Source organism: Nitratiruptor sp. SB155-2, assembly GCF_000010325.1.
GTDB lineage: Bacteria > Campylobacterota > Campylobacteria > Campylobacterales > Nitratiruptoraceae > Nitratiruptor.
The window spans coordinates 1467692-1492521 of the sequence record NC_009662.1; the positions used below are offsets into that span (position 1 = coordinate 1467692).

The window sequence follows — 24830 nt, forward strand, 5'->3', positions numbered from 1 at the left end:
ATAATGAAACAATAGCAAATTTTAACGAAACAAGAGCGTTAAAAAATTTGCACTTAACCCGAAAGGGCGCCTTGGCGTTTGCAAATTTTAGCTCTTGTGAAGTGTCCATAATTTGCTCTTTTGTTGAATTCATTTAGTCATTTAGTCAAAATTTCCTTATAAACTGCCATCGTTTGTTCTACCATCTTTTCCAAAGAAAAGTTCTTTTGTACATAATTGGCAAAATCTTTTGGTTTTACACTTTCTATTTTTTGTGCCAAGTCCACTGCATTTCCCACTTCAAACAGCTCTCCATATCCATTTTTTACAATATCCAAAGCACCTCCGTGATTTGTTGCAACGACAGGGGTATTTAACGCCATCGCTTCAACGATACTCCTGCCAAAGCTCTCCGGTTTTTTGGAAGTGCTGACAACTACATCGCTTAATGCATAGATTTCGGCGATTTTAGAAATGGATCCGGTAAAAAAGATAGTGTTTTGTAATTCTAGAACTTTTACCAAATCTTGCAACTTTTTAAAATAGTCCCTTTTATCTTCTCGAACTCCTCCGACGATAAGCCCTACGATATCTGGCCTTCTCTTTTTTAGAATCGCGATTGCTTCGATAAATGTCTCATAATCTTTTAACTGGGTAATTCTTCCAACCGAAGTGACGATAAATCGGTTATGAAGAGTATATTTTGCTTTGAACTCCTCTATAAATTTTTGATCGATCTTTTTTGGATCAAATTTGGAAAAATCGACGCCTCTGTGAATCACTCTGACTTTTTCTTCATCCACTTTATAATTTTTAAGAATATATTCTTTTACAGGATTGCTCACACAAATGACTCTGTCTCCTTTTGTCATAATGGCGCTGTAGGCATTTACACTGTTAAATCCATGAACTGTAGTAACAAAAGGAGTCTCTCCTTTTGCAAGAAAACTCAGCCATGCAGGTACTCGGCTTCTTGCGTGAATGATGTCTGGCTGAATCTGTTCAAAAACTTTTTTGAGCTTTGCAATGCGGTAGGGTGCAGTAAGAAGATTTTTACTGCACACATCAAAAACTATATGTTTTCCACCCTCTTTTTCTATTAATTCTACAAGTTTTCCGCCTCTACTTATCACAATGCTTTCGATTCCACGTTTTACAAGTTCCCTGTTTAACTCTACAACGCCTCGCTCAACCCCTCCTTCATTAAGCTCTGGCAGTAGTTGCACAACTCTCACAGATACTTCCTTAAATCGATCTTTTTTCCTGCATTGCCAACATTGCCATCAAAAATGTGCAAATTGCCCTCTTTCGCTAAATTTTTCACCATCTTTTCATACTTGTTTCTTTTCTCTCCCGGAAGTGGAATCACCTCTACCGCAGCATCTCCATTGCTTACGGCTTCAGAGATCATCGAAGTCGAATCGATCGTGATAAAGACTCTCTCACAACAGCTCAAAAAGTCACCTATGGGATTGACAGGGTTTTTTGAGTAGATCACACTGTATGAAAATGGATAGCTCTGTAAAAACTCCTCTACATCTTTTGGCGTTCTCGGAGAGGTCGTTACAAAAATATCTTTGTCTCGAAACGTTTTGAACAGAAACTCAACAACAGGCTTTATGCTCTGGATATCCATCGTGTAGTGTCTGTTTGGTCCACCCACAATCAAAGCGATACACCCTTTTTTGCAAGGTGCAACTCCATTTTTTTGTGAATAGGAAAAATTGACAGGTATCTGGATTGCTTTTGTATCGTTAACGTCATCATGCAACTGAGCATAGATTGTAGAAAAGTTTTTTCGATATCCCCTTGGATACATTAAAGCGATGCTTTTGGCGTTCATGCTTTTTGCAAGAAGCTTGTTCGCATAGTATGTTCCACTTCCGGCACTTACCACTATATCGGCTTTTTTACTCTCAAACGGGTCAAAAAAAATTTTCGTATAGATTCCAAGCCAGTCCAAAAGAAAGGAAAAAGCTTTATAAATTTTTGATCGGAATCGCACTTGGACAATTTCATAAGGTATACCCAAAAGCCTACAATAAGCGATGGATTGATTCTCATGTCCTTTTTTCCCATCACTGACAATAACTGCTCTCATCCCATTTTCCATCTGTTATGCATCCAAAACCACTGCTCTGGATACTCTCTTACAACCTCTTCAAGAATATCATTGAGTCTTTGAGTATACTCTTCTATACCGCATCCATCACATGAGAACTCTTTTTGGATCAACTTCAGTTTGTCACCTTCTCGAACCAAAAAAACCGGAACAACTTCTACATCGAACTTTTTTGCCAAAAGAGCTATAGTCGGTACAGTTTTACAAGGTCTTCCAAAAAAAGTCGTTTCAATGCCATCTGAACCCGCTTTTTGATCGATCATTAACCCTATATTATTCCCAGATTTCAATTCTTTAAAAAGAGCCCGTACAGCACCGTGTTTATATATAAGTTTATTGCCATATTTTTGTCGAAAAGGTTTGGAAAAACTTCTTTCAATAAGTTTATTATTTCCTTCTCTCGCAACAACGGCCATTGGATAACCACTTTGTGCCAAAAAGTGGGCCAAAGCTTCCCAGTTACCGAAATGCGCAGTTACAAAAATTTTTGGTTTCTCAGTTTTTGGAGTTAAGGAGCCTTCAATGGATGAAAAATCGAATCTATCATGAAACAAAAAAAGAATCTCTGCAGTCGTTTTGGCAAAATTTTGATATATAGGCCAAGCAAATTTGGGAGAGAGTCCAGCTTTCCGTAGATTATCTTTCGTTAAGTTTCTCCTTCTACTATCGATTATATATAACATTCCAGCTAATAAAGAAAACAGTCCATATACTATTTTTTTGGGCGTTCTTTTAGCAATAGCAAATAAAGAAGAAACGACTGTATACTCCAACTGCTCACGCACTATCCAATAGCCTTTCACTTTTTTCTATAACCTCTTCTATCGTAATAGCGTTGATTGGGTTCTTACGAATAAACTCTTTTTTTTCATTCATACATCCAACCTGCCAATCGTCTCCGGTGGAGAAGAGCGTCACTGTTGGCACATTCAAAGCAGCAGCCAAATGCACTGGCCCCGTATCATTGCTGATAAAAAGATCACATTGCTTGATAGCGAATGCTAAATGAACAAGATCTTGATCATAGATTTTGATGAATCGATCATCGAAGGAGGATAAAAACCGTTTTTCTGCAGGTCCGAAAAAAACCATCACATTGTAATGTGGCAAGAAATATTCACCCAGTTTTTTAAAATTTTCTTCGCTCCACCGTCTGCTTTCTTGGGTAGATCCGATATTGAGTCCAATGGTCTTTTTGGATGATTGCAAAGACAAAGACAATGTAACATTTTTGGGAATACAGACTTCAGGAGTCCCTTCCATCTCAACTTCAGCGATACGTGCAAAATGTTTGCTTCTATGAACGGTTGTATCGTATGGTCGTATAGTGGTATAAAATTTACGGTATTTCTCCTTTTTCAAAGCACCAATTCGCTCTTTTGCACCTACTATCCAAGCTATAATGGCCGTTTCACCAAAACTTTGAAAATCATACACTACATCATATTTTCCGCAAAGAGAAAAGAGTTTTTTTAGTTCTTTCACGATAGAGAAAAATTTTTTTTGACGAAAGGCGTTTCTATCGATCTCAATCACTTCATCAATAATTCCGCATGAAAGGTCTTTAATCTTTGCATTGGCTTTATCGCACAAAAGGGTTATTTTGCTATCAGGGTATCTTTTTTTAATGGCTTTCAAAGTTGGCAACAACATAACAATATCGCCAAGTCCAGAGTAACGAATAGCCAAAATGTTCATCAAAAACTCTCATCAATCAAACTGCACAGAATATGCCCTATCATGATGTGCATCTCTTGAATTCTCGGCGTCTGAGATGAAGGCACAACGATAGCGGCGTCACATAGATCTTTGATCCGTCCTCCATCTTTTCCAAGCAGGCCTATCGTTTTGCATCCTCTTTTTTTTGCCTCTTCCATGGCTCTTAGTACATTTTCGCTCTCACCGCTTGTCGATATGCCAATAAGCACATCCCCTTTTTGTGCCAAACCTTCTACTTGTCTAGCAAAGACTAGTTCAAACCCATAATCATTTCCGATTGCAGTAAGAGCAGAAGTATCGACACTCAGGGCAATTGCAGGCAAAGAACGTCTCTCTTTTTTGAATCTGCCTACAAGTTCAGCCGCAATATGCTGCGCATCCGCTGCGCTTCCGCCATTACCGCAAAGCATAATCTTTTTTTGGTTCTTCAAAGCTTCAATACATATAATACTTGCAGTATAGATATGAAATCGAAGCTCCTCCCAAACTTTTTCAAATGTTTTTTGATGCTCAAGGAGTTCTTTTTCGATATGTTCTAACAACTTCTCATCCTTTCTACAATCGCCGTCGTGCTTTTCCCCTCTACAAAATCTATCAGTCGTACCTCTTTAGCGATATCACTCCCTACCACCTCTTTTCCTTTGTAGTCGCCGCCTTTTACCAAAATATCCGGCTTAACTATTTTGATAAGCTCATATGGCGTATCTTCTTCAAAAATTACCACATAATCCACTGCTTCAAGACTCGCTAACAGATAGGCTCTGTCAAACTGGGGATTGATTGGACGATCATCTCCTTTCAGTCGTTTAACACTCGCATCGGAATTGACCCCGACGATCAATACATCTCCAAGTTCTTTGGCCTTTTGCAGATATTTTACGTGCCCTAGATGCAATATATCAAAACAACCATTAGTGAAAACAATTCTTTTGCCTCTTTTATGTAGATCTTTGCTAATCAACTCAATCTCTTCAAAATCTTTTATGAACTCTTCTGTGGGCGCTTTGCGAATAGACCTTTCATACTCTTCTATCTCTTCAAGTGTCGCTGTTGCTGCTCCAACTTTCCCGACGACCACTCCAGCTGCCAAGTTTGCAAATACCGCTGCCTCTTTGAGGTTTTTTCCTTTGGCAACCGCATATCCAAGGGCTGCTAGTACCGTATCTCCTGCTCCTGTCACATCATACACCTCTTTGGCCACAGTTGGAATACGCATCATCTCTTCCTCGAAGATAGCCATACCCTCTTCTGAAAGCGTAACAATGAGACTTTGCAAATCAAGCTCTTTTTTTAGTTTCCATCCGGCTCTTTTCAAATCCTCTTCATTTTTGATCAAAAATCCAACAGCTTTGGACGCCTCTTTTTTATTGGGCTTAATGAGCGTAGCACCCCGATATTTTTCAAAATCGTTTTTGGGATCTACAAACACAGGAACACTGCTTCTTTGAATGACTGTCTGCGTTACCTCTTTCGTCAATACACCTTTGTCATAATCGGACAAAAGTACCAAATCATACTCTTTAATGACACGATCAAAAACATTAAGGATTTTTTGTTGCGTCAGGCTTTCGATCTCTTTTTTCTCTTCTCTGTCTACTCTGACAATTTGCTGATTGGAAGCAATGATACGGCTCTTTTTTGTGGTAGGACGATTTTCTTTCAGCAAATATGTTTGTACACCCTTTTCTTGAAATCTTTGTTCCAACCATATCCCATTTGCATCCTCACCCACAACACTGATAATTCCTACTTCAGCACCGAATGCCAAAAGATTGTTCACCACATTGCCTGCCCCACCAAGAACAAGTTCTTCTTTTTGTACATCCACCACCTGTACAGGGGCCTCAGGACTGATGCGATCACACTTTCCAAAAAGGTAGTGATCGATCATCACATCGCCAAGTACCAAAATCCTGGGTTTCATTCAACCTCTTCTTCAAAAATTCTTTTAATATAAGGGATGTCGGCTTTTATACCCTCTTCCAGGCTAAACTTTGGTGCATATCCAAGTTCTCGCCGTGTTGGCTCAATATCGGCCTGGGTAAAGAATTGATACTGCTTCACAAACGGGTTTGGAATATACTCATACTCCGTTTCGATCCCGAGCTCTTCGCATAAAATATCTACTATTTCTTTGAAGCTTCTCGCAATTCCCGTTCCCACATTGTAAACCCCACTTTTTTGGGCTTCACATGCTTTGATATTGGCCTGAATCACATCTTCTACAAAAATAAAATCTCTTTTTATCTTCTGGCTTCCTTCAAAGAGTCTTGGTTTTTGACCACTTAAAAGCTGTAAACCAAACTGTAAAACCATTGAGGCCGTTTTTTGTTTAAAATACTCCCTCGGACCATAGACATTGAAATATCGAAGTCCTACAGCAACAACATCCTCTTGCTTTCTTGCTAGATGATCCATCATCAATTTGCTATAGCCATAGACATTGGCTGGAGCCTCTTGGCCTACTCTATGGGGTCCTGGGAGTTTTCCATAGACTGCCCCGCTGCTGGCATAGATCATCTTCGCACCATCGATTTTTGCTTTTTGCAGCAGATCTTTGAAAGCTTCCAGGTTGGTCTGCATGACAAGCTTTTGGTTTTGAACGGTTGTATCGCTGATAGCGGCCTGATGGAAAATATAGTCGAATCGAAAGTCACTCAGTTTTTCCAGATCCTCTTTAGAATTGATATCTCCAGTGATGATCTCTCCCGTGAAATCCTGCAAATTCTTAAAATGCCCAAAACTTAAAAGATTACCGTTATCTAATCTCGTTTCGTCTCTAAATCTATCAAAAACCACAACTTTTACATTTGGGTAGTTATTTTGAAAATACAGAGCCAGATTACTCCCTATAAATCCGGCTCCGCCCGTTATCAATATCGTTTTGGAATTAAAATCGATATCACTATATCGCATCCGTTTCCTTCACTGCTTAATTATATTAATTGTATCAAAAAGAGAAGTCACCTGATATTTTGCACCTCTATCTGAACCTATTATGATGGTATTTTCTATACCGGCTCCTTTGGCTGCCTCTATGTCGCTTAACTTATCGCCAATCATCCAGGATTTTTTTGGATCGATCTCAAATTCATCGATCGCTTTGAGTAGCATTCCAGGCATCGGTTTTCTACACGTACACTCCATATCGGGATGGTGGGGGCAGTGATAGATCTTGTCGATTGTTATGCCTCTTTTTTTGAGTTGATTCACCATCCAGGCACTCAAAGAATAAAAATCATCCTGCGTATAGTAGCCTCGGCCTATTCCAGATTGATTGGTTACGATAAAAAGGTGGTATCCAAGATTTTGAAAGTGCTTCAATGCTTCAAAAACACCCGGTAAAAAATGGAAATCTTGGATCGTGTGAACATACCCGCTATCTTCGTTGATCACGCCGTCTCGATCCAAAAAAACCGCTTTCATTATGCTATAATGACCTCATGGAAAAGATTTTAACCAACCCCGCATTACCGCAAATTGCCGTTTGGTTTGCTTTGCCAATACTGCTTGGAGTACTTTGGTATCTGCTCGACAAACAGAACAAACGTGACCTTTAGTTTGGCATAACGCGTCTATCCTGACGCCGTTTTTCAAGAGCTTTTTTCTTTTTTTCTTCCATCATCACAGCGTCTTTGAGCTCCTCTTCACCATCAAATCTCGCTCCATCCAAAAATTTTCCCGTATCATCAAACTGTCCGGTTTTCAGTCCCCAAATCAAAGCAAAGAGTCCAAACGCCCCCAGCAAAGTTGATATAAATATCATCATACCTATTACCCAAGCATCCATTCTCACACCTTAAAAAACTTGATTCGCATACTATTTCCCACAACCGTAAATGAACTGAGCGACATGAAAAGTGCTGCAAAGAGCGGATTGATATACCCCAACATCGCCAAAGGAATAGTGGCTACATTATACAACAAAGAGAGAGTCAGATTCTCTTTTACTGCCAGAAAAACACGTCGGCTAAGGCGAAGGGACTCATAGATTTTCATAGGTTTTTCATCCAAAAGCACTACATCACTCACACTCATTGCGATATCAGCTCCACTCCCCATGGCAATGGCTAAATCGCTGCATGCAAGTGCGATGGCATCGTTGATACCATCTCCTGCCATGATAACGACCCTACCTTCGCTATGAAGTTTTTCGATGAAAGCGCTTTTGTCTTGTGGTAAAAGTTTGGCTTTTACCTGATCAATACCCACAAGTTTTGCCACTTTTTGAGCTGTCTTTTCGTTATCTCCTGTCAGCATCCAGACTTCTAGTCCCATCTCCTTTATTTTTGCTACCGCCTCTGCAGCACCCTCTCGAATCTCATCACTCAGTTCATAGAGTGCCATCAATTTTCCATTCACTGCTATAGCAAAAAGAGAGTTTTCACCTTCATACGCTATCTCTATCCCATGCTCTCGTAAAAAGTGGATACTACCGGCAATAATTTTTTTTCCTTCAATAACAGCTTCTAAACCTCTCGCTTTTATCTCTTTGATATCTTTGATAGGCAAAAGCCTCTCATACCCTTTTGCTTTACAATACTCCCACACTCCCTTGCTGATTGGGTGATTGGAGTGTTCTGTCAATGTATAGGCGATATTTTGATCAAATTGTGGATCAAAAAGCTCCACTCCAACGACGCTTGGTTTGCCTTTGGTGATGGTGCCCGTTTTATCCAGAACCAATGTATCGGCTTTGGACATGGTTTCCAAAAAGGAGGCTTCTTTGAAAAGCACCCCTCTTTTTAGGGCTTCCGAGATACCAACAAGGGTCGCCATCGGTGTTGCAAGCCCTAAAGCGCAAGGACACGCTATTACAATTACACTTACGGCAATAATAAGCGATTTTTCAAACTCTGCTGTATACCAAAACCATCCGGCAAAAGTAAGCAGAGCAAGGGTTAAAATGATAAGACTGAAATAGCCACTGATCTGATTGGCAAGTTGCTCAAGTTTCGGTTTCTTTGCAATGGAGTCTTCCAGCAGATCTGCGATATTTGCAAGCAGTGAAGTAGAAAAATCTTTTGTTGCTTTGTAGCGAATCACACTGTCAAGCAAGATAGAGCCACTTAAAACCTCATCTCCCTCTTTTTTATAAGCAGGTTCACTCTCACCCGTAAGACTGCTTTCATCAAAGCTTCCTTCTCCACTGATAATGACACCATCTATCACCACTTTATCGCCAGCTTTAATCTCGATAGTATCGCCAACTTCCACATTTTCTACAGGCACCAGGCTCTTTTCGTTGTTTTGTACCACAACAACTTCTGTTGGTACCGAACCAAGAAGTGAGTCGATCGTATCGACAGCCTGTTTTTTGCTCAAGACTTCTAAGTATTTCCCAACAAGCACAAAAGTGATGATCATCGTCACTGAATCAAAATAGACTTCGCCACTACGCGTCACCATTGCATAGATTGAGTAGATGTAAGTTAGCAGTGCTCCAGTAGCTACCAAAAAGTCCATATTGATAAAGCGGTTTTTCAGGCCGTAGTAAGCACCTTTGAAAAATACCCAGCCACTGTAAAAAAGCGTAGGTGTCGCCAAAGCAAATTCTGCAATGTCTAAAATCTGCTTGATATCGCCACGCATTCCGGTAAAAAAACCGACATATTTCGCAATGGCAATCCACATGATATTCATCGTGGCAAATACGGCAAGCAAAATTCTCGCATAGTAATCGCGCCTCGTTTTGACAGCTCTTTCTTCTTGGAGTTTTGGATCATAGGGGTAAGCGTTATAGCCGATGGATCGAATCGTCTCTATAATCTTTGAGAGCTTTATCTCCTCTGGATCCCAGACGATTTTTGCTTTATTGTTGGTATAGTTGATGGAGGCTTCGATAATTCCAGGGGTTTTATGAAGAACCTTTTCATTGAGCCAGACACAGGCTGAACAGTGAATCCCCTCAATAATCAAGTAAATTTCATTCAAACCATCCGGACGTTTTTTCACATATTTTTTGGTAAAACCCTCTAGATCAAACTTTTCCAAATCCTCTTTTTTTTGCTGAGCAGGTGTCAGCTTCGTATCACCAAGCTTGTCATAAAAACTGTCAAGTCCTTCGCTTCGTAAAAGATGATAAACCCCTTGACACCCTTTACAGCAAAAATAGTGTTTCTTACCATCTATTTCATCTTCGATCATCACCTTTTCATCAAACTCCAGATGGCAATGATCACACTTTATTTTCGACAAAAGACTCCCCTTGCTCTATCTTTGTAGACTCTATCGTATTGTTCCACTATTCCATGCATCGCGATAAATACTCCATCTTCATAGGCGTATTGTACTTTGGAGATCGCCAATGCCAAGTTGGCCGAGGCCTCAGCGGGATCGATACTGTATGGCACCATCGCTCCTGTAAATACCACACATTTGTTATGAATATACGGTGCGACAAACGCCGCACTCTTATCCATCGTATCGGTCCCATGCACCACAACTATCTGTTTTGAATCACAATTTTTGATTGTTTGCAGCAACAGTTCCCTATCTGCGTCACTAAATTCCAAACTGTCTTTATATATGAGACCTCTGGTTTCTATCTGTAAAAAATTTTTCTTCAAAAAATCATAAATCGCATCATTGTTTTGAGGAACAACGAGTTCCCCTTTGATAGGATCATAGATTTTATTAAATGTTCCACCGGTATTGAGTATAATCACACCACACCTTTAAGGAGTAAAATGAACGAAATAATTATATATGTTTTTACTTTAGCCCTTTTTGAACTGTATGAATCGAGCTGGCAACGAGGATCCACGCTTGGCGCCATTATTAACAATATCTATACACGATACAAAAAAAGTATGTTTTACCTCATACTTTCTCATCCAGCATTTATCTTTTGTCTCTATCTTGGTGTGCAATACGATTTAACCAACTTTTGGTTTCTCTCGATTCTGTTTATGAAGTTTTTAGATATCAGCTACAAACTGGTGCTTGCCAAAAAGATAGAAGAAAATCGAATAGAAGAAGTGTTACCGGTCCCCTCAGATATGCCTATCCAACCATGGATGATGTATCTCAATGTCATACTATATCCTGTACTTTTATACCTAGCCTTGATAACTTGACTTCATATAGTAGTTGTTATAAAATTAGCCAAGCGAAATTGCCAAATATACAACTTCATTAAACTTCTAAACTCACCCATTGGCAAGTTCAACAAAGAAGGAAAGCATGAACGAAAAAAACAGTAACCAAAATGAATTGAGCGAAGAAAACTCCACTTCTACGCAAAATACAGAGCAAAAGAACAACCACAAACGAACCCACATACCCGTGGAAGGATACACGATAGAAGAACTACGAACAAAAACGATCGACGATCTTTTAGCGATTGCCGGTGAGCTTGGCATCGAAAACCCGCAAGAGCTCAAACGCCAAGATCTGATGTTTGAGATTTTGAAAAATCAGGTGAGCAAAGGCGGATATATCCTCTTTACCGGTATTTTGGAGATCACTCCTGAAGGGTATGGATTTTTACGAGCCATCAACGAAAACTTCTCCAACAGTGCCAACGATGCATATGTCAGTGCAACACAAATACGAAGATTTGCTTTAAGAACGGGAGACATCGTTACAGGACAAGTACGACCACCTAAAGATCAGGAGCGCTACTACGCTCTTTTAAAAATCGAAGCGATCAACTATCTACCACCGGAAGAGTCCAAACGAAGACCACTTTTTGATAACCTCACACCGCTCTATCCAACAGAGCGACTCAAACTAGAATACGACCCGACAAGACTTACAGGCAGAGTACTTGATCTTTTTACTCCCATAGGAAAAGGGCAGCGGGCTCTCATCGTCGCACCACCTAGAAGCGGGAAAACGGAGCTCATGAAAGAGCTGGCACATGGCATAGCCAAAAATCATCCTGAAGTGGAACTTATTGTCCTTTTGGTTGATGAGAGACCGGAAGAAGTGACCGACATGGAGCGAAGTGTCAAAGGGGAAGTCTATAGTTCTACCTTCGACATGCCAGCAAAAAACCATGTCCGCGTAGCCGAACTTGTCATCGAAAAAGCGAAACGTCGTGTGGAGATGGGCAAAGACGTAGTGATTTTACTTGATTCCATCACTCGTCTTGCCAGGGCGTACAATACCGTCACACCATCGAGTGGTAAAGTCCTCAGCGGTGGGGTCGACGCCAACGCTTTGCATAAACCAAAACGATTTTTTGGAGCTGCAAGAAACATCGAAGAGGGTGGAAGCCTTACTATCATCTCAACTGCTCTTATTGACACCGGTTCACGAATGGATGAGGTGATTTTCGAAGAGTTCAAAGGAACAGGAAACTGCGAGATCGTTCTCGATCGCCGTATCGCAGATCGACGAATCTATCCAGCGATCGACGTGCTCAAATCTGGTACCAGAAAAGAGGAGCTTCTTGTCGATCCAAATACCTTGCCAAAAATTTGGGCTCTTCGCAATGCAATGCAGTCCATGGATGAAGTAGAAGCGCTGAAATTTTTGTATTCGAAAATGTTAAAGACCAAAAACAACGAAGAGTTTCTCTCTATCATGAATGAAGGGGCCTGACACTTTTGCGAGCCGGCGTTTTCGATAGTGGTGTAGGAGGCCTCACAGTCGTCAAAAGTCTCCTTGAACACGGTCTTTTTGATGAAATCATCTATTTTGGCGATACCGCAAGGGTCCCTTACGGGCCAAAAGATAAAAATACCATCATTCGATACTCCCTTGAAGCCCAGGAGTTTTTTAAAAATTTTGATGTAGATATCCTTATCACCGCCTGTAACTCCGTCAGTGCCCATGCCATCGAAGAGCTTCGAAGCAATGCGAGTTTCCCCGTAATCGGCGTTATCGAACCAGGTGTGTTGGCACTGCAAAACAGAGGTCTAGATCCCAAAAGCCAGATTTTGGTCATAGGAACACAAGCGACGATCGGTAGTGGAAAATATCAAAAACTGTTACGTGAGCATGGATATAACAATATATTGGCAAAAGCAACACCACTTTTTGTTCCAATTGTAGAAGAGGAGATTTTTGAAGGCCCTGTCTTGGAAGCTACTTTACAGCACTATTTTGATAGCCTTCATCCCGATGCTATAATTTTGGGCTGTACTCATTTTCCTCTGATACAAGATGCCATTGCAGACTATTTTAACAATGAAGCAGTACTTATCCACTCTGGTGAAGCCATTGTAGAGCATCTTCAAAAAGAGCTTGGGATTAAAGCCAGAAAAAAAACACCCAGTCTCAAACTCTTCGCTTCAGAAAACCCGGAAAAACTCAAAAAAATCGCAGCCCACTGGCTTAGAGATGCATTTAAGACAAATGAGCTATAATTGATCAAAAAAAGGATGAATCTTGGCGCTGGCACTCAAATATCGTCCAAAACGCTTTGAAGATCTGATCGGTCAAGAGGCTGTCACCCAAACACTCCAGCGGGCTTTGGATACGAAAAATCTCTCCCATGCCTATCTCTTCAGCGGCCTTCGTGGAAGCGGAAAAACGAGTACGGCAAGGATCTTTAGCAAAGCGCTCATTTGCGATGGGGGTCCAACAAGCTCTCCTTGCGAAACATGTGAAAATTGCCAGGCAGCCAATGAGGGAAGACATATCGATATTATCGAAATGGATGCAGCAAGCAACCGTAAGATTGATGATATAAGAGACCTCATCGAACATACGAAATACAAACCCTCCAGTGCCAGATACAAAATCTTCATAATCGATGAAGTTCACATGCTCACAAAAGAGGCTTTCAATGCACTTTTAAAAACGCTTGAGGAGCCGCCTGAATTTGTCAAATTCATTCTAGCCACCACCGATCCATTGAAACTACCGGCTACGATTCTGAGTCGGACACAACATTTTCGCTTCAAAAAGATTGCACAAAGAGATATAGTCCATCACTTGGAGCACATCTTAAACCTGGAAAATGTGGAGTATGAGCCGGAAGCTCTGCAAATCCTCGCACGAAGCGGCAGCGGAAGTCTTCGAGATACACTCACACTGCTCGATCAAGCGATCACCTTTGGAAAAAATAGAGTCAGTGTTGAAGCGGTTACAAATATGCTGGGTCTCGTAGATCCCAAAAAGATAGAGGCTCTTTTTGATATGATTCTACGCCAAGACAAAGAGGCGATTTTACAGACCGTTCAAGAATTAAGAGACTATGAAGCGCAAATGGTACTTGATGAGATGCTCATCTTTCTTAAAAATCAGCTTTTTAGTAAAAACAGTACGTTTTCCATGATGCTGTATGAGCGCTTTTTTAAAATTTTGAGCGATGGGAAAAATCTTCTATTCGTCAGTGGTGACGATGAGTTTGTTTTGATGATTACCCTTATGAAGTTGATGGAAGCAACAAAGATTAAAAGTGTTGAAGAGCTCATTGAAGAGTTTGAATCAAAAGAGACTCCAACGATTTCACACACTCCTCCACCTATCCAAACAAATGAGCAAACAAAAACATCCCAACCGGTACAAAAAGATCCTTTCCAACGTTTGATCGACAAACTTTATGAACGAAACTATGAATTAGGCGAGTGTTTTGAAAAGAGTGTAAAGTTTATCGATTTTAGCGACAACGTTTTACGATGGGAGAGCAATCCTCCCGCAGAATGCAAGGAAAAACTCAAACACTCCTATCCCACCATACGCCATTTTGTCCAAGAGGTATTTGGCATCGATACAAAAATCGTCAAGGTTGATCCTCCAAAGAGTTGCGACGAACCCTCTTCCATGATAGAAGAGGCCGAGTTTGGAGGAAGCTGTATTCAAAAAGAAGCGGGACTTTCGGCAAAAGAGATGGATGGGACCAATATTTTGGAAGACCCCTTCGTACGAAAGGCAAAAGAGCTATTCAAAGCAAAAAAAGTGGTTATCAAACCAAAAATTTAAACCAGCAGCTCTTTGATTTTTTCTGCTTGCTCTTTTCCTTTGCAATGCTCTTTGCAAAACTCGACTATTTTGCCATGAAATCGTGCATAAATTTGAGACAATGGCATCTCTTGCCCATATAACTCATAAATCCTATCTAGATTTTCCAAGATTGAATCGCTTAAAAACTCTTGAATCTCTTGATAGGTTTGCAGCTCATAACCCAAGAAGTTCAAAATCCTTGCGGTATAGGCATCCACAACTAAAAAATCTTTATAGCAGGCATAGTTGAGAATGCTGTCTGCCGTCTCAAAGCCGATTCCCTTTTGTGCCAAGAGCCAACTGCGAGAGGGCCTTTTTTGAAAGGCTTCAAAAGAGCCATACTCATCAAGCATATTTTTTACAAGCTTTTGAATGCGAAATGCTTTTGTATTGTAAAACCCGGCTGGTTTAATGAGTGTAGCCAACCTTTTTTGATCCATCTCTACAATCTTTTGGGGTTCTATCGATCCCAATTCATTTTTTAAATTCTCTAGAGCCTTTTCCACATTTTCCCATTTGGTATTTTGGGTAAGCACCGCTCCTACCACTATTTCAAAACTTCCACTCTTAGGCCACCAGTAAGGATCTCTTTCCTCTTTGATGTATCCAAGCTCTTTGAATCGTTTTAATAAATCGTATGCGATCATTCCACCCTCGCTCGCTGAACGACCTGCCACCCTTCATCATCGTAGGCTTTTATCTTGTATGCATCTTTGCATCTGCCCTCTTGCAGTTCAAACACCACCATCTGTAAAATCGATTTGCACTTATCCGGAACATCAAAGTGCCCAGGAAGTCCCGTTAAAAAGCGTTTTATCGGCACATCCGCCTTCATTCCTATGACATTGTCTCTGCATCCTGTCAGTCCTACATCTGTCACATACCCTGCTCCGTCTACGATACTCAGATCATCCGTCCCTACATGGGTATGAGTGCCTACCTGCACGCTGATATCCTCTTTTAACATCAAAAACATCGCTCTTTTTTCACTGGTTGCTTCGGCATGAAAGTCGATAAAGATATTTTTGATTCCTTCATCTTTCAAAATTGCAACAATTTTTTTTGCAGCCAAAAAGGGATTGTCCACCATGGGCATCGTAAAGTGTCCCATAATGTTGATGATGGCCAATGGCTCCTCGTTAATGTGCACTATTTTATAGCCTCGTCCAGGAACACCTTCAGGGTAGTTGATAGGTCGAAGAAGGGGCATCTCCTCTAAAAGAGCTACAATCTCCTTTTTATCCCAGGTGTGATTACCTCCCGTCATCAGATCGATTCCAGCATTAAAAAGCTCTTTTGCATTTTTGGGAGTGAGACCAAATCCGTGACTTGCGTTTTCATAGTTGGCTATGACAAAATCGAGATTTTCTTTTTTTCGTATATCTTGCAGATATCGTTTTATCATCCTTCTTCCGGGTCTTCCTACAATATCCCCTATAAAACCGATTTTCACACTGTCCTCCAGATCTTTTGTATCAATTTTCTATCGCCTTGCCAAAGCTTTGCCTCAAAGATATCACCTGTCTTTATTGCACCTACTCCCTTTGGCGTTCCACTCATCAATATATCACCCTCTTCCAATCCAAAAATAGCTTCAATATCTTGCAAAAGAAACTCTGGCTTGTAGATCATCAAATCCACACCGCCGCTTTGTACAAGTGTACCGTTTTTAAAAAGCTCTATCCGTAATCCTTCAAAACTTTTGACTGGAACAAAATCACTAAAAAGCGCACTTCCTCTAAATGCTTTCGCCCGCTCCCAAGGAAGCCCTTTTTCTTTGAGTCTGCTTTGCAATGCTCTTTTTGTTAGATCCAATCCTACCCCAACTTTGATAGGATTTCCAATCAAAAAGCAGATCTCTCCTTCATAATGTAGATCTTCTTGATAGTGGATGGTTTCTGTTATAGCACTCTGCGGCTTTAAAAAATAGACCGGCTCTGTTGGCATTTCATTATTAAGCTCTTCGATATGCTCAACATAGTTTCTTCCAACACAGACTATTTTCATTTTAAACCTTCAACAAGCTGATAAAAAAGAGTGAAACAATAACAAATTTTAACGAAACAAAAGCGTTGAAAAATTGCACTCACCCGACAGAACACTTGCGTTGGCATTTTTTAGCTTTTGTGAAGTATCAAAAATTTGTTCTTTTGTTGAACTCATTGAGCTAGCGCCTTTAAATATCTCAATGTCGTATGCAATATATCGTCATCATCTTTGCTTCTTGCTTTGATCGTCTCTTTTTTGTCACCAAAATCAAATGTGATATTTTGGTTGTAGTTTGAGATCTTTTTGATTCCATGTTCCAACGCTAAAAGCTTGATATGGATGAGATCCAAAAAATTTTTTGTATAGCTATCCAGTTTTCCGAAACGATCTTCGATCTCCTCTTGAATCTGGGCTATCTCTTCAGGCTCTTTGACTTGGGCAAGCCGTCTGTATAGCTCGAGTTTGAGTCGATCCTCACGTACCACTTCGCTGGAAATATAGGCATTGACGCTCAGTTTAAGCTCCACTTGGGGTTCCTCTTCGATCTCCCCTTTTGTCAATTTCGTTATCGTCTCTTCAAGCATCTGCAGATAGAGGCTATACCCGATATTTTTGATATGTCCGCTTTGCTGAGCCCCTATGATGTTACCCCCACCTCGAATCTCCAGATCATAATAGGCCAAAGCTGCTCCACTTCCAAGGTAAGAATTGGATTCGAGTGCAATAAGTCGTTTTTTCGCCTCTTCTGTTAGTTTTTGTTTATCCTCTACCAGATAGTAGCAAAATCCCTCTTTTCCGCCTCGTCCTACACGCCCCCGCAACTGATGCAGGTCCGCAATTCCGAATCGATCAGCTCCTTCTACGATGATAGTATTGACATTTGGCATATGAATACCACTTTCCACAATGGAAGTGGAAAGCAAGATGTCATATTCACCCTGGGCAAAGCGAAGAAGCTCTTTTTCCGTTGTTGCCGCCGCTATTTTGGAATGCAGTACAAGAATCTTTTTTCCGGGCAGGAGCTGCTGAAGATCCTCTTTTTTCTCCTCAATGCCTGCGATGGAGTTGTAGATATAAAAGACCTGCCCTCCTCTTCTTAGTTCTCGCAAAATCACTTCTTTGACAAGTTTGTCTTGATACTCTTTCACATAGGTTCGAACAGGCTTTCTGTTTTGAGGCGGTGTTCTAATTTCGCTGAGATCCTTGAGCTGGGAAAGGGCCATATTGAGACTTCTTGGAATCGGCGTTGCACTCATACTCAATAGATGCACATCTTTACTGAAAGCTTTGAGTTTCTCTTTTTGCTTCACGCCAAACTTGTGCTCCTCATCGATAACGACAAGCCCCAAATTTTTAAATTCTGCTCCAAAAAGCGCGTGGGTTCCCACCACAACATCGAACGTTCCCTCTTTCAAGGCTTGCAAGCGCTCTTTTTTCTCTTTGGCAGTGACAAATCGATCGATCTTGGTTACTGAAATGTTAAATGGCTCCAACCGTTTCACAAGACTCTCATAATGCTGGGCCGATAGAAGCGTCGTTGGAACGACCACAGCCGCTTGATAGCCATTTTTCACTATGGCATAGATAGCGTTCATGGCAACTTCTGTCTTACCAAATCCCACATCGCCGCTTAGAAGCATATCCATCACTTTCCCGCTGGAGAGTCTTTGCAAAATCGTATCAATCGCTCTTTTTTGATCCTCGGTATACTCAAATCCGGCGTGGGATTGAAAAAGAGTGATATCTGGCGGTGTGATGATCTTTTTGCCAGGAGTGAGTTCACGCTGCGCAGCGATTTTCACGATGTCAGCAGCAATCTCAAAAAGTCTCTCTTTCACTTTCGCTTTGAGTTTCGCAAAGGATTGGCTGCCAAGTTTATCGACAACCGCTACACTACCGCTATCGGCAATATACCGGCTGAGAACATCGAGGTTTTCCACTGGAACCAAAAGCTTGTCACCTCCAGCATATTCCAGTTCCACAAAATCTCTTTTGGCTCCCAAAATTTCGATCGCTTTGAGTCCTTTGAAAATCCCGATGCCATGCTGCTCATGGACCACATAACTTCCAGGTTGCAACTCATCGATAACGATAGATGGAGGTTTGGCTCTTCTCTTTTTTGGTTTATTGAGCGATAGTATGACCTCATCTGGCCCTTCGATATTCAAAATCGCATCGGTATAGATAAATTCTACCTTCTCAAGCTCTTTGATACTGCTTCTTCTGGCAAACTCCGGTGATTTTACAAGCACTTTGATCTTTTTATTCTGCTTTGTCTGGATGACTCTATTGATATCGAGAACTTCTATCTCGTTATACTCTTTTGCTTCAGGTATGATTGGAAGTGCAAAGAACTGCTCTTTTGGTATGAGTCCTTCATAGCTGTACAGCTCTTCCAGATCAAAGCTTCCACTACGTATCGCCTCTTTTCCTTCAAGCAAAGAAGCCCGCTCGGCCACCCAAAATCCTACACTCAACAGATCCTTGTCAAAAACGTCAAAATCACTCTGTTCAATCACTTCTTGCAAGGCCTCATCTTGGATTAAAAAGGCTGGATAGAGGGTAAAAGCTTCAAGCTCCTCTTTGATACTTTTTTGGGTCTGGGGATCAAAATAGCGGATCGATTCTATCTGTGTATCGAAAAAACTAAGACGGATAGGCTTATCGAAATTTGGTGCGAAGATATCCACGATATCGCCTCGAAAACTGGCTTCTCCCTTGCTCTCTACGATATCCACAAAGGTATATCCCCATTGATAGAGCAGCTCTTTAAGCGATTCAAGCTCAAACTCATCCCCAAACTCTACTCTTTTCCTCGCAAAGTAGCGCTGTACCGGCATCGGCTTGGCAATGGTATGTACAGGGGCTATGAGCATCTTTGGCGTATGGTAGTAATCGTTCAATACCGCAAGCAGCTCATCAAGCTCCTCCTTGAAAACCCGCAGATCGTCACCATACTGGGCTCTAAAATCTGGCAAAATGTAATGATCGATTCCAAGTACTTTTGCCGCACTGCTTGCCTCTTGCGCTTCCTTTTCGTCTGCAACGACCAAGATTTGCGGAATGCTTGATCTTAGATATTCATAGAATCTGGCAGCCATTTTCGGTATATCTCCTCTATAACACTGAACGATCCATACACCAAATATTCTTTATCTTCATCAAATCCCGTAAATTCGCAATACGGAATGGAAAGTTCTTCAAGGCTTTGCTTGAGTCTTTTTTGATCAATCAATCTCGGATGCTCCATCGGTACAATCTCAACCGATTCGATCTTTGGTTGTAAAATGGATAAAATCTTCTCATACTCTTTATCTTCGAAGCTGTTATAGACCAAAACCACCTTTTTGTCAAGAGCTTGGAGGATGGCTCTGGCCGAAAGGGGATTGTGCCCTACATCCAAAATGATATTGCCACGCTTTTCGAACCGTCCCGGCATTCGATACGACACCGCTTTTTGTACATCTGGATCAAACCCCAAAAATTTTGCAGCAGCTTGGGCTAGCATGAGATTTTGAGAAAAAAAGGATGGAATGTTTTCACAAGCTTTTTGACAAGCCTCCTCATCGGCTAAATTTTCGACCCTTCGATACCGAATACCAAGCTCGTCTGCTGTTTGATAGACTTCATCATGCAGCTGTTTTGCAAAAATTGCCTCTTCTTGCACAGCTTTGAGCTTCGTTGCGGCAATGGATTGGATCGTATCACCCAAAAAGGCTTGATGGTCATAATCGATAGGAGTTACAAGGGTTAAACAATTTTCAAAAACGCTCGTTGCATCATACTCTCCCCCAAGTCCTGCTTCCATAACCACATAATCACACTCTTCAAAAGCAAAAGCAGCCAAAAGGGTGGTATATTCGAAGTAGGAAAGTTCTCTCGCCATTTTTTTCGGAATTAGAGACTGCACTTTTTGATGGACTGATTCCAGTGTCTCATCACTGATAAATTTACCATCGATCCATATACGCTCATGAAAATGAAGAATGTGTGGTGATGTATAATGGCCCACTTTTTTTCCAGATTCTTTGAGCATACCAGCAAGAAATCTACCCGTAGTCCCTTTCCCATTGGTCCCGATGATATGAATGATTGGGGGAAGATGCAAAGAGCCTTGGAGATATTCATATACTCTTTGCATCCTCGATGGATCAAATTTTGTATAGTAAAGCGGTTTTTGGTTCAAAAAGGTATGAACACTCACCTGCTTCCCAGATAGGCTAGTCGGGATATAATGGCATCGAGAGCTTTTGCAGAGGCCTCTTTGATAGCCACATAGCGTAAATTATCGGTAATTACCGAGTTTGGTTCGATTGGAAAATCGTAGACTCCTGTTGCTTTGATATGCCTCGTTTGGCCACTTTTATCGGTGATATCCGTTTTTAAAAGCACTTTTGTTCTATAGTAGATCACATAGCCGTTTTCATCATATTGAAGTGGTGTGAAGGAAACAGATGCGATGGCCACTCGCATAATCGTATCGGCACTGTTTTTAGCAACGAGACTACCTGAAAGACGCTTGAGTATCGCTTCATTCACCGCATCTTTGACTAAAACCGCGTTTTCTGGATCTCTCAAATAGACCGAAACTTGCGTATAGATTTTTTGGCCAAGCACCCTTTTCGTATAGTGGCTTGCTGGCTTGTAACCGCATCCGGTAAAAAAGAGTATCACTGCAAGCCATAGAAACTTTCGCACATCTACCCTTTCACTACGATATTGACAAGACGTCCGGGTACTACGATCTCTTTGACGATGGTTTTGCCATCGATCCATTTTTTGGCGATCTCTTTCGCTTTGGCCAAAATCTCCTCTTTGCTTGCATCTTTTGGCACTTCGATCTCCGCTCTTCTTTTTCCATTAACGGTAACAGCCAACGTTACGCTATCTTCTTCAAGGGCAGCCGGATCGAGTTGCAATCTAGTAAAATTGTTTCTTTCAAAGAGATTGTGACTGATTTCCCAACAGGTATGTGGAATAATCGGCTCTAAGATATTTGTTAAAACCCAGTACCCTTCTGTCCAGATATCCGGGTTGTTTTGGCCATTCAATGCATTGAGCGCTTCCATAGATGCGGCAATCAACGTATTGAAAGAAAAACTTTTGGTATAGACATCTGTTGATTTTTGAAGGGCTTCGTACACCTTTTTCCTTGCCTCTTTCTCCTCTTTCGACAGACTCTTTTGATCAATTTTAGGCAAACTCTTCGTTTTATAGGCATTTTGGCTTCGCTCAAAAAACCGTTTGATAAAACGGTAAGCCCCTTCAACCGCACTGTCACTCCACTCTAACTCTTTTGCTGGAGGAGCGGCAAAGAGGATAAAAAGCCTTGCGGTATCTGCTCCAAACTTTGCTACGATTTCATCGGGATCGACGGTATTGCCTTTGGATTTGCTCATCTTGGCGCCATCTTTGAGCACCATCCCCTGTGTAAGTAATCTTTTAAACGGCTCATCAAGATTGACATAGCCCAAATCTCGTAACACTTTTGTAAAAAATCGTGCATACAATAGATGCAGTATCGCATGCTCGATTCCGCCGATATATTGATCCACCGGCATCCAGTAGTCTGTATCTTCTTTTCGAAAAGGCACCTCTTCCCAATATTTTCTTGGAGTCGTATAGCGCAAGAAATACCAGCTTGATTCTACAAAGGTATCGAGGGTATCTGTTTCTCTTTCAGCCTCACCACCACACTTTGGACACGTTGTCTTTTTCCAAGTAGGGTGAAGTTCGAGTGGATTGCCTTCACCGGTAATTTCCACATCCTCAGGCAATGTTACTGGAAGGTTCTCCTTTTTCTCTGGTACAATTCCACACTTTGGACATTTGATTAATGGAATCGGCGTACCCCAATATCGCTGACGAGAAACGAGCCAATCTTTGAGTTTGTAGTTGACAGAACGCTTTCCTATCCCATTTTCTTCAAAATATTCGATAATTTTTTGTTTCGCCTCACTACTCTCAAAACCACTAAACTCTCCACTATCAAACAAGATACCAGGCTCTGTATAGGCTTTTGTGGTATCGAGCTCCCCTTCTTTTGGTTTGATGATATATTTTATCGGCAGATTGTATTTGTGAGCAAACTCGAAATCTCTCTCATCGTGAGCCGGTACAGCCATCACCGCACCGCTTCCGTATTCAGCCAAAACAAAGTTTGCCACCCAGACAGGAATCTTTTGTTTCGTAAGTGGATGGATCACATACAGATCCAAAAAGAGTCCCTCTTTTTCTGCCTGCTGGCGGGTTCTTGCGTTTTGATTTTGCATCGTACAAATTTTTTGTACCGCTTCGTCACTAAGCTGTTTTGTCTCAATCAGATGTTTCACAACGGGATGCTCTGGTGCAAGAGCCGTATAGGTTACCCCATAGATGGTATCGGGTCGTGTGGTAAAAACTTCAAATCCATCTATTCCAGCTTTTTTTGCCGATGTTTCGTCAAAATGGAGGCGAAATTCAAGTCCTTCGCTTCGACCTATCCAGTTACGCTGCATAGCGATAACTTGGTTCGGCCAGTTTCCTTCCAGTTTTTTGAGATCTTCCAGCAGCTCTTGGGCATAATCTGTGATTTTCAAAAAGTACTGCTCGATCTCTTTTTGTACCACTTCCGTATCACAGCGCCAACATCGCCCCTCGATTACTTGTTCATTGGCGAGTACCGTCTTGTCGTGGGGGCACCAGTTGACTGCAGCCTTTTTTCGATATAAAAGTCCTCTGTTCCACATATCGATGATGAAGCTTTGCTCCCATTTGCTATAGAGTGGATCGCAGGTAGCGAACTCTCTGTCATGGGAAAAACTGAGTCCCAAAGCATCCAGCTCTTTTCGCATATAGTCGATATTTTCATAAGTCCACTTCTTTGGATGGACTTTGTGTTTGATAGCAGCATTTTCCGCCGGCATACCAAAAGCATCCCATCCAATAGGATGCAGGACATTGGCTCCCGTTTTTCTGTAATACCTTGCTATCGCATCTCCTATGGTGTAGTTTCGCACATGTCCCATATGGATTCGACCACTTGGATATGGGAACATGGATAGCACATACATTTTTTCTTTGCTGTAATTCTCTTGTGGTTCAAAAGCATTCTTCTCTTTCCACTCGTTTTGCCATTTTTGTTCTATCGCTTTTGGATCATACTGCATTACACCATTCCTTGTTCATACATTGCTCTCATACGCTCTTTCTCTTGCTGTTTTTTTCGTTTTTCGGCAAGCTTCGCCCGATATTTTTGGAGATCAAAACCTAAAATCGTAAGCATTGGCGAAGCGATAAAAATAGAACTGTATGTACCGACAACGATGCCTACCAAGAGTGTAAAACTAAAACCTTTGATGATCTCCCCGCCGAAAAGATAGAGTGTCAATACAACAAAGAAAGTCGTGAGTGAGGTGAGGGTCGTTCTTGAAAGGGTTTTGGTGATCGATTCGTTGATGACCGCATTGAGATCTTTGAGTTTAACAGATTCGACAATTCCTTCCCGGATTCTGTCAAATACGATGATGGTATCGTTGAGGGAATATCCTAAAATGGTGAGAATTGCTGCTAAAATATCAAGATTGACCGGAACGTTAAAGAGGCTGATTGCTCCCATGGCGATACTCACATCGTGTACGAGTGCCAAAACAGAAGCCAAGGCAAATCGCCACTCAAACCGGATGGAGACATAGATCAAAATACCAATTATGGCAATGACTGTAGCCATCAATCCTTTTTCACGAAGTTCTCCACCAACTTTTGGACCGACCATGTCGACCCGTCTGATCTCAAAGTTTCCGGTTCCTTTGAGTGCCGCTCTTGCTTCATCACCGATATCTTTTTTCAAGTTTTTCGTTGAACTTTTAATACGAATGACGATCTCGTTGTCGCTTCCAAATTTCGTTACTGAAGCGTCCTGGAAAATCTCGCTTTTTTTCAATGCCTTTCGAATGGCAGCGATATCCACCGGTTTGTCGTATCGAACTTGAACGATAGTCCCACCGGCAAAATCGATACCGAAATTGAGTCCCTTAAAGACGACAAGAGCCCATGAACCCAAGACCAAAATCGTAGAAATCGCCATAAAAAGCTTGGCTTTTCCCATAAAATTGTAAATTTTGTCCGTTTTAAAAAATTCCAT

At 41.3% G+C, this 24830-nt stretch carries 23 protein-coding genes; 4 read left to right on the forward strand and 19 right to left on the reverse strand.

Annotation, left to right across the window (positions count from 1 at the left end):
• Positions 1–137: 137 nt before the first annotated feature.
• The 11 genes from NIS_RS07715 to NIS_RS07765 all read right to left on the reverse strand — a co-directional run bounded on the left by NIS_RS07715 (position 138) and on the right by NIS_RS07765 (position 10488).
• Positions 138–1214, reverse strand: coding sequence for a glycosyltransferase family 4 protein (locus NIS_RS07715; protein WP_012082813.1), 1077 nt, complete (start codon positions 1212–1214; stop codon positions 138–140).
• Complete coding sequence (locus tag NIS_RS07720; RefSeq protein WP_012082814.1) at positions 1211–2080, reverse strand: ELM1/GtrOC1 family putative glycosyltransferase; 870 nt, start codon at positions 2078–2080, stop codon at positions 1211–1213. The genes NIS_RS07715 and NIS_RS07720 overlap by 4 nt, the downstream gene beginning before the upstream one ends.
• The gene (locus NIS_RS07725) at positions 2077–2886 is read right to left on the reverse strand and encodes a lysophospholipid acyltransferase family protein (protein WP_012082815.1); all 810 of its coding nucleotides are present in this window, start codon (positions 2884–2886) and stop codon (positions 2077–2079) included. Before NIS_RS07725 ends, NIS_RS07720 begins: the two co-directional genes overlap by 4 nt.
• Positions 2879–3799: a glycosyltransferase family 9 protein gene (locus NIS_RS07730; RefSeq protein WP_012082816.1), complete on the reverse strand. Its 921-nt coding sequence runs from the start codon at positions 3797–3799 to the stop codon at positions 2879–2881. Before NIS_RS07730 ends, NIS_RS07725 begins: the two co-directional genes overlap by 8 nt.
• The gene (gmhA, locus tag NIS_RS07735; protein WP_012082817.1) at positions 3799–4362 is read right to left on the reverse strand and encodes a D-sedoheptulose 7-phosphate isomerase; all 564 of its coding nucleotides are present in this window, start codon (positions 4360–4362) and stop codon (positions 3799–3801) included. Before gmhA ends, NIS_RS07730 begins: the two co-directional genes overlap by 1 nt.
• Complete coding sequence (gene rfaE1, locus NIS_RS07740) at positions 4356–5744, reverse strand: D-glycero-beta-D-manno-heptose-7-phosphate kinase (RefSeq protein WP_012082818.1); 1389 nt, start codon at positions 5742–5744, stop codon at positions 4356–4358. The genes gmhA and rfaE1 overlap by 7 nt, the downstream gene beginning before the upstream one ends.
• Positions 5741–6736 carry an ADP-glyceromanno-heptose 6-epimerase gene (gene rfaD, locus NIS_RS07745; RefSeq protein ID WP_012082819.1) on the reverse strand — a complete coding sequence of 332 codons (996 nt, stop codon included), beginning with the start codon at positions 6734–6736 and terminating at the stop codon, positions 5741–5743. The genes rfaE1 and rfaD overlap by 4 nt, the downstream gene beginning before the upstream one ends.
• Before the next feature lie 9 nt (positions 6737–6745).
• Positions 6746–7246 (reverse strand): D-glycero-beta-D-manno-heptose 1,7-bisphosphate 7-phosphatase, encoded by a 501-nt coding sequence (gene gmhB, locus NIS_RS07750; protein ID WP_012082820.1) that lies wholly within the window; start codon positions 7244–7246, stop codon positions 6746–6748.
• A 130-nt stretch (positions 7247–7376) separates the two neighbouring features.
• Positions 7377–7610, reverse strand: coding sequence for a cbb3-type cytochrome oxidase assembly protein CcoS (gene ccoS, locus NIS_RS07755; RefSeq protein WP_012082821.1), 234 nt, complete (start codon positions 7608–7610; stop codon positions 7377–7379).
• Between the two features lie 2 nt (positions 7611–7612).
• Complete coding sequence (locus tag NIS_RS07760; RefSeq protein ID WP_012082822.1) at positions 7613–10018, reverse strand: heavy metal translocating P-type ATPase; 2406 nt, start codon at positions 10016–10018, stop codon at positions 7613–7615.
• Entirely contained in the window at positions 10006–10488 is a 483-nt protein-coding gene (locus NIS_RS07765) for an asparaginase domain-containing protein (protein ID WP_012082823.1), read from the reverse strand. The genes NIS_RS07760 and NIS_RS07765 overlap by 13 nt, the downstream gene beginning before the upstream one ends.
• Positions 10489–10509: 21 nt before the next feature.
• On the opposite strand from NIS_RS07765, the gene NIS_RS07770 reads away from it, so the two are divergent.
• The 4 genes from NIS_RS07770 to NIS_RS07785 all read left to right on the forward strand — a co-directional run bounded on the left by NIS_RS07770 (position 10510) and on the right by NIS_RS07785 (position 14698).
• Positions 10510–10899: a hypothetical protein gene (locus NIS_RS07770; protein ID WP_012082824.1), complete on the forward strand. Its 390-nt coding sequence runs from the start codon at positions 10510–10512 to the stop codon at positions 10897–10899.
• A gap of 106 nt (positions 10900–11005) precedes the next feature.
• Positions 11006–12370: a transcription termination factor Rho gene (rho, locus tag NIS_RS07775; RefSeq protein WP_012082825.1), complete on the forward strand. Its 1365-nt coding sequence runs from the start codon at positions 11006–11008 to the stop codon at positions 12368–12370.
• Between the two features lie 5 nt (positions 12371–12375).
• Complete coding sequence (gene murI / locus NIS_RS07780; protein ID WP_012082826.1) at positions 12376–13137, forward strand: glutamate racemase; 762 nt, start codon at positions 12376–12378, stop codon at positions 13135–13137.
• A 22-nt stretch (positions 13138–13159) separates the two neighbouring features.
• A complete protein-coding gene (locus NIS_RS07785; protein ID WP_012082827.1) occupies positions 13160–14698 on the forward strand; it encodes a DNA polymerase III subunit gamma/tau in 1539 nt (512 codons plus the stop codon).
• Here the strand turns inward: NIS_RS07785 and NIS_RS07790 are convergent.
• The 8 genes from NIS_RS07790 to secF all read right to left on the reverse strand — a co-directional run bounded on the left by NIS_RS07790 (position 14695) and on the right by secF (position 24830).
• A complete protein-coding gene (locus tag NIS_RS07790) occupies positions 14695–15366 on the reverse strand; it encodes a 3-methyladenine DNA glycosylase (RefSeq protein WP_012082828.1) in 672 nt (223 codons plus the stop codon). The two genes, NIS_RS07785 and NIS_RS07790, sit on opposite strands and share 4 nt — an antisense overlap.
• Positions 15363–16172, reverse strand: coding sequence for a TIGR00282 family metallophosphoesterase (locus NIS_RS07795; protein ID WP_012082829.1), 810 nt, complete (start codon positions 16170–16172; stop codon positions 15363–15365). The genes NIS_RS07790 and NIS_RS07795 overlap by 4 nt, the downstream gene beginning before the upstream one ends.
• On the reverse strand, positions 16169–16726 hold the full coding sequence (locus NIS_RS07800; RefSeq protein ID WP_012082830.1) for a fumarylacetoacetate hydrolase family protein: 558 nt from the start codon (positions 16724–16726) through the stop codon (positions 16169–16171). The genes NIS_RS07795 and NIS_RS07800 overlap by 4 nt, the downstream gene beginning before the upstream one ends.
• A 152-nt stretch (positions 16727–16878) precedes the next feature.
• Positions 16879–19809: a transcription-repair coupling factor gene (mfd, locus tag NIS_RS07805; protein ID WP_012082831.1), complete on the reverse strand. Its 2931-nt coding sequence runs from the start codon at positions 19807–19809 to the stop codon at positions 16879–16881.
• Positions 19782–20912, reverse strand: coding sequence for a bifunctional folylpolyglutamate synthase/dihydrofolate synthase (locus NIS_RS07810; protein WP_012082832.1), 1131 nt, complete (start codon positions 20910–20912; stop codon positions 19782–19784). The genes mfd and NIS_RS07810 overlap by 28 nt, the downstream gene beginning before the upstream one ends.
• Complete coding sequence (gene lptE, locus NIS_RS07815; RefSeq protein WP_012082833.1) at positions 20909–21406, reverse strand: LPS assembly lipoprotein LptE; 498 nt, start codon at positions 21404–21406, stop codon at positions 20909–20911. The genes NIS_RS07810 and lptE overlap by 4 nt, the downstream gene beginning before the upstream one ends.
• Positions 21407–21408: 2 nt before the next feature.
• Complete coding sequence (gene leuS / locus NIS_RS07820; RefSeq protein WP_012082834.1) at positions 21409–23856, reverse strand: leucine--tRNA ligase; 2448 nt, start codon at positions 23854–23856, stop codon at positions 21409–21411.
• Positions 23856–24830, reverse strand: coding sequence for a protein translocase subunit SecF (secF, locus tag NIS_RS07825; RefSeq protein WP_012082835.1), 975 nt, complete (start codon positions 24828–24830; stop codon positions 23856–23858). The genes leuS and secF overlap by 1 nt, the downstream gene beginning before the upstream one ends.

Coding starts and splice junctions, on each gene's coding strand:
- NIS_RS07720 (WP_012082814.1), bottom strand. CDS start 2,080: ATGAGAGCAGTTATTGTCAGTGATGGGAAAAAAGGACATGAGAATCAA.
- NIS_RS07730 (WP_012082816.1), bottom strand. CDS start 3,799: ATGAACATTTTGGCTATTCGTTACTCTGGACTTGGCGATATTGTTATG.
- rfaE1 (WP_012082818.1), bottom strand. CDS start 5,744: ATGAAACCCAGGATTTTGGTACTTGGCGATGTGATGATCGATCACTAC.
- rfaD (WP_012082819.1), bottom strand. CDS start 6,736: ATGCGATATAGTGATATCGATTTTAATTCCAAAACGATATTGATAACG.
- gmhB (WP_012082820.1), bottom strand. CDS start 7,246: ATGAAAGCGGTTTTTTTGGATCGAGACGGCGTGATCAACGAAGATAGC.
- ccoS (WP_012082821.1), bottom strand. CDS start 7,610: ATGGATGCTTGGGTAATAGGTATGATGATATTTATATCAACTTTGCTG.
- NIS_RS07770 (WP_012082824.1), top strand. CDS start 10,510: ATGAACGAAATAATTATATATGTTTTTACTTTAGCCCTTTTTGAACTG.
- rho (WP_012082825.1), top strand. CDS start 11,006: ATGAACGAAAAAAACAGTAACCAAAATGAATTGAGCGAAGAAAACTCC.
- NIS_RS07790 (WP_012082828.1), bottom strand. CDS start 15,366: ATGATCGCATACGATTTATTAAAACGATTCAAAGAGCTTGGATACATC.
- NIS_RS07800 (WP_012082830.1), bottom strand. CDS start 16,726: ATGAAAATAGTCTGTGTTGGAAGAAACTATGTTGAGCATATCGAAGAG.
- mfd (WP_012082831.1), bottom strand. CDS start 19,809: ATGGCTGCCAGATTCTATGAATATCTAAGATCAAGCATTCCGCAAATC.
- leuS (WP_012082834.1), bottom strand. CDS start 23,856: ATGCAGTATGATCCAAAAGCGATAGAACAAAAATGGCAAAACGAGTGG.
- secF (WP_012082835.1), bottom strand. CDS start 24,830: ATGGAATTTTTTAAAACGGACAAAATTTACAATTTTATGGGAAAAGCC.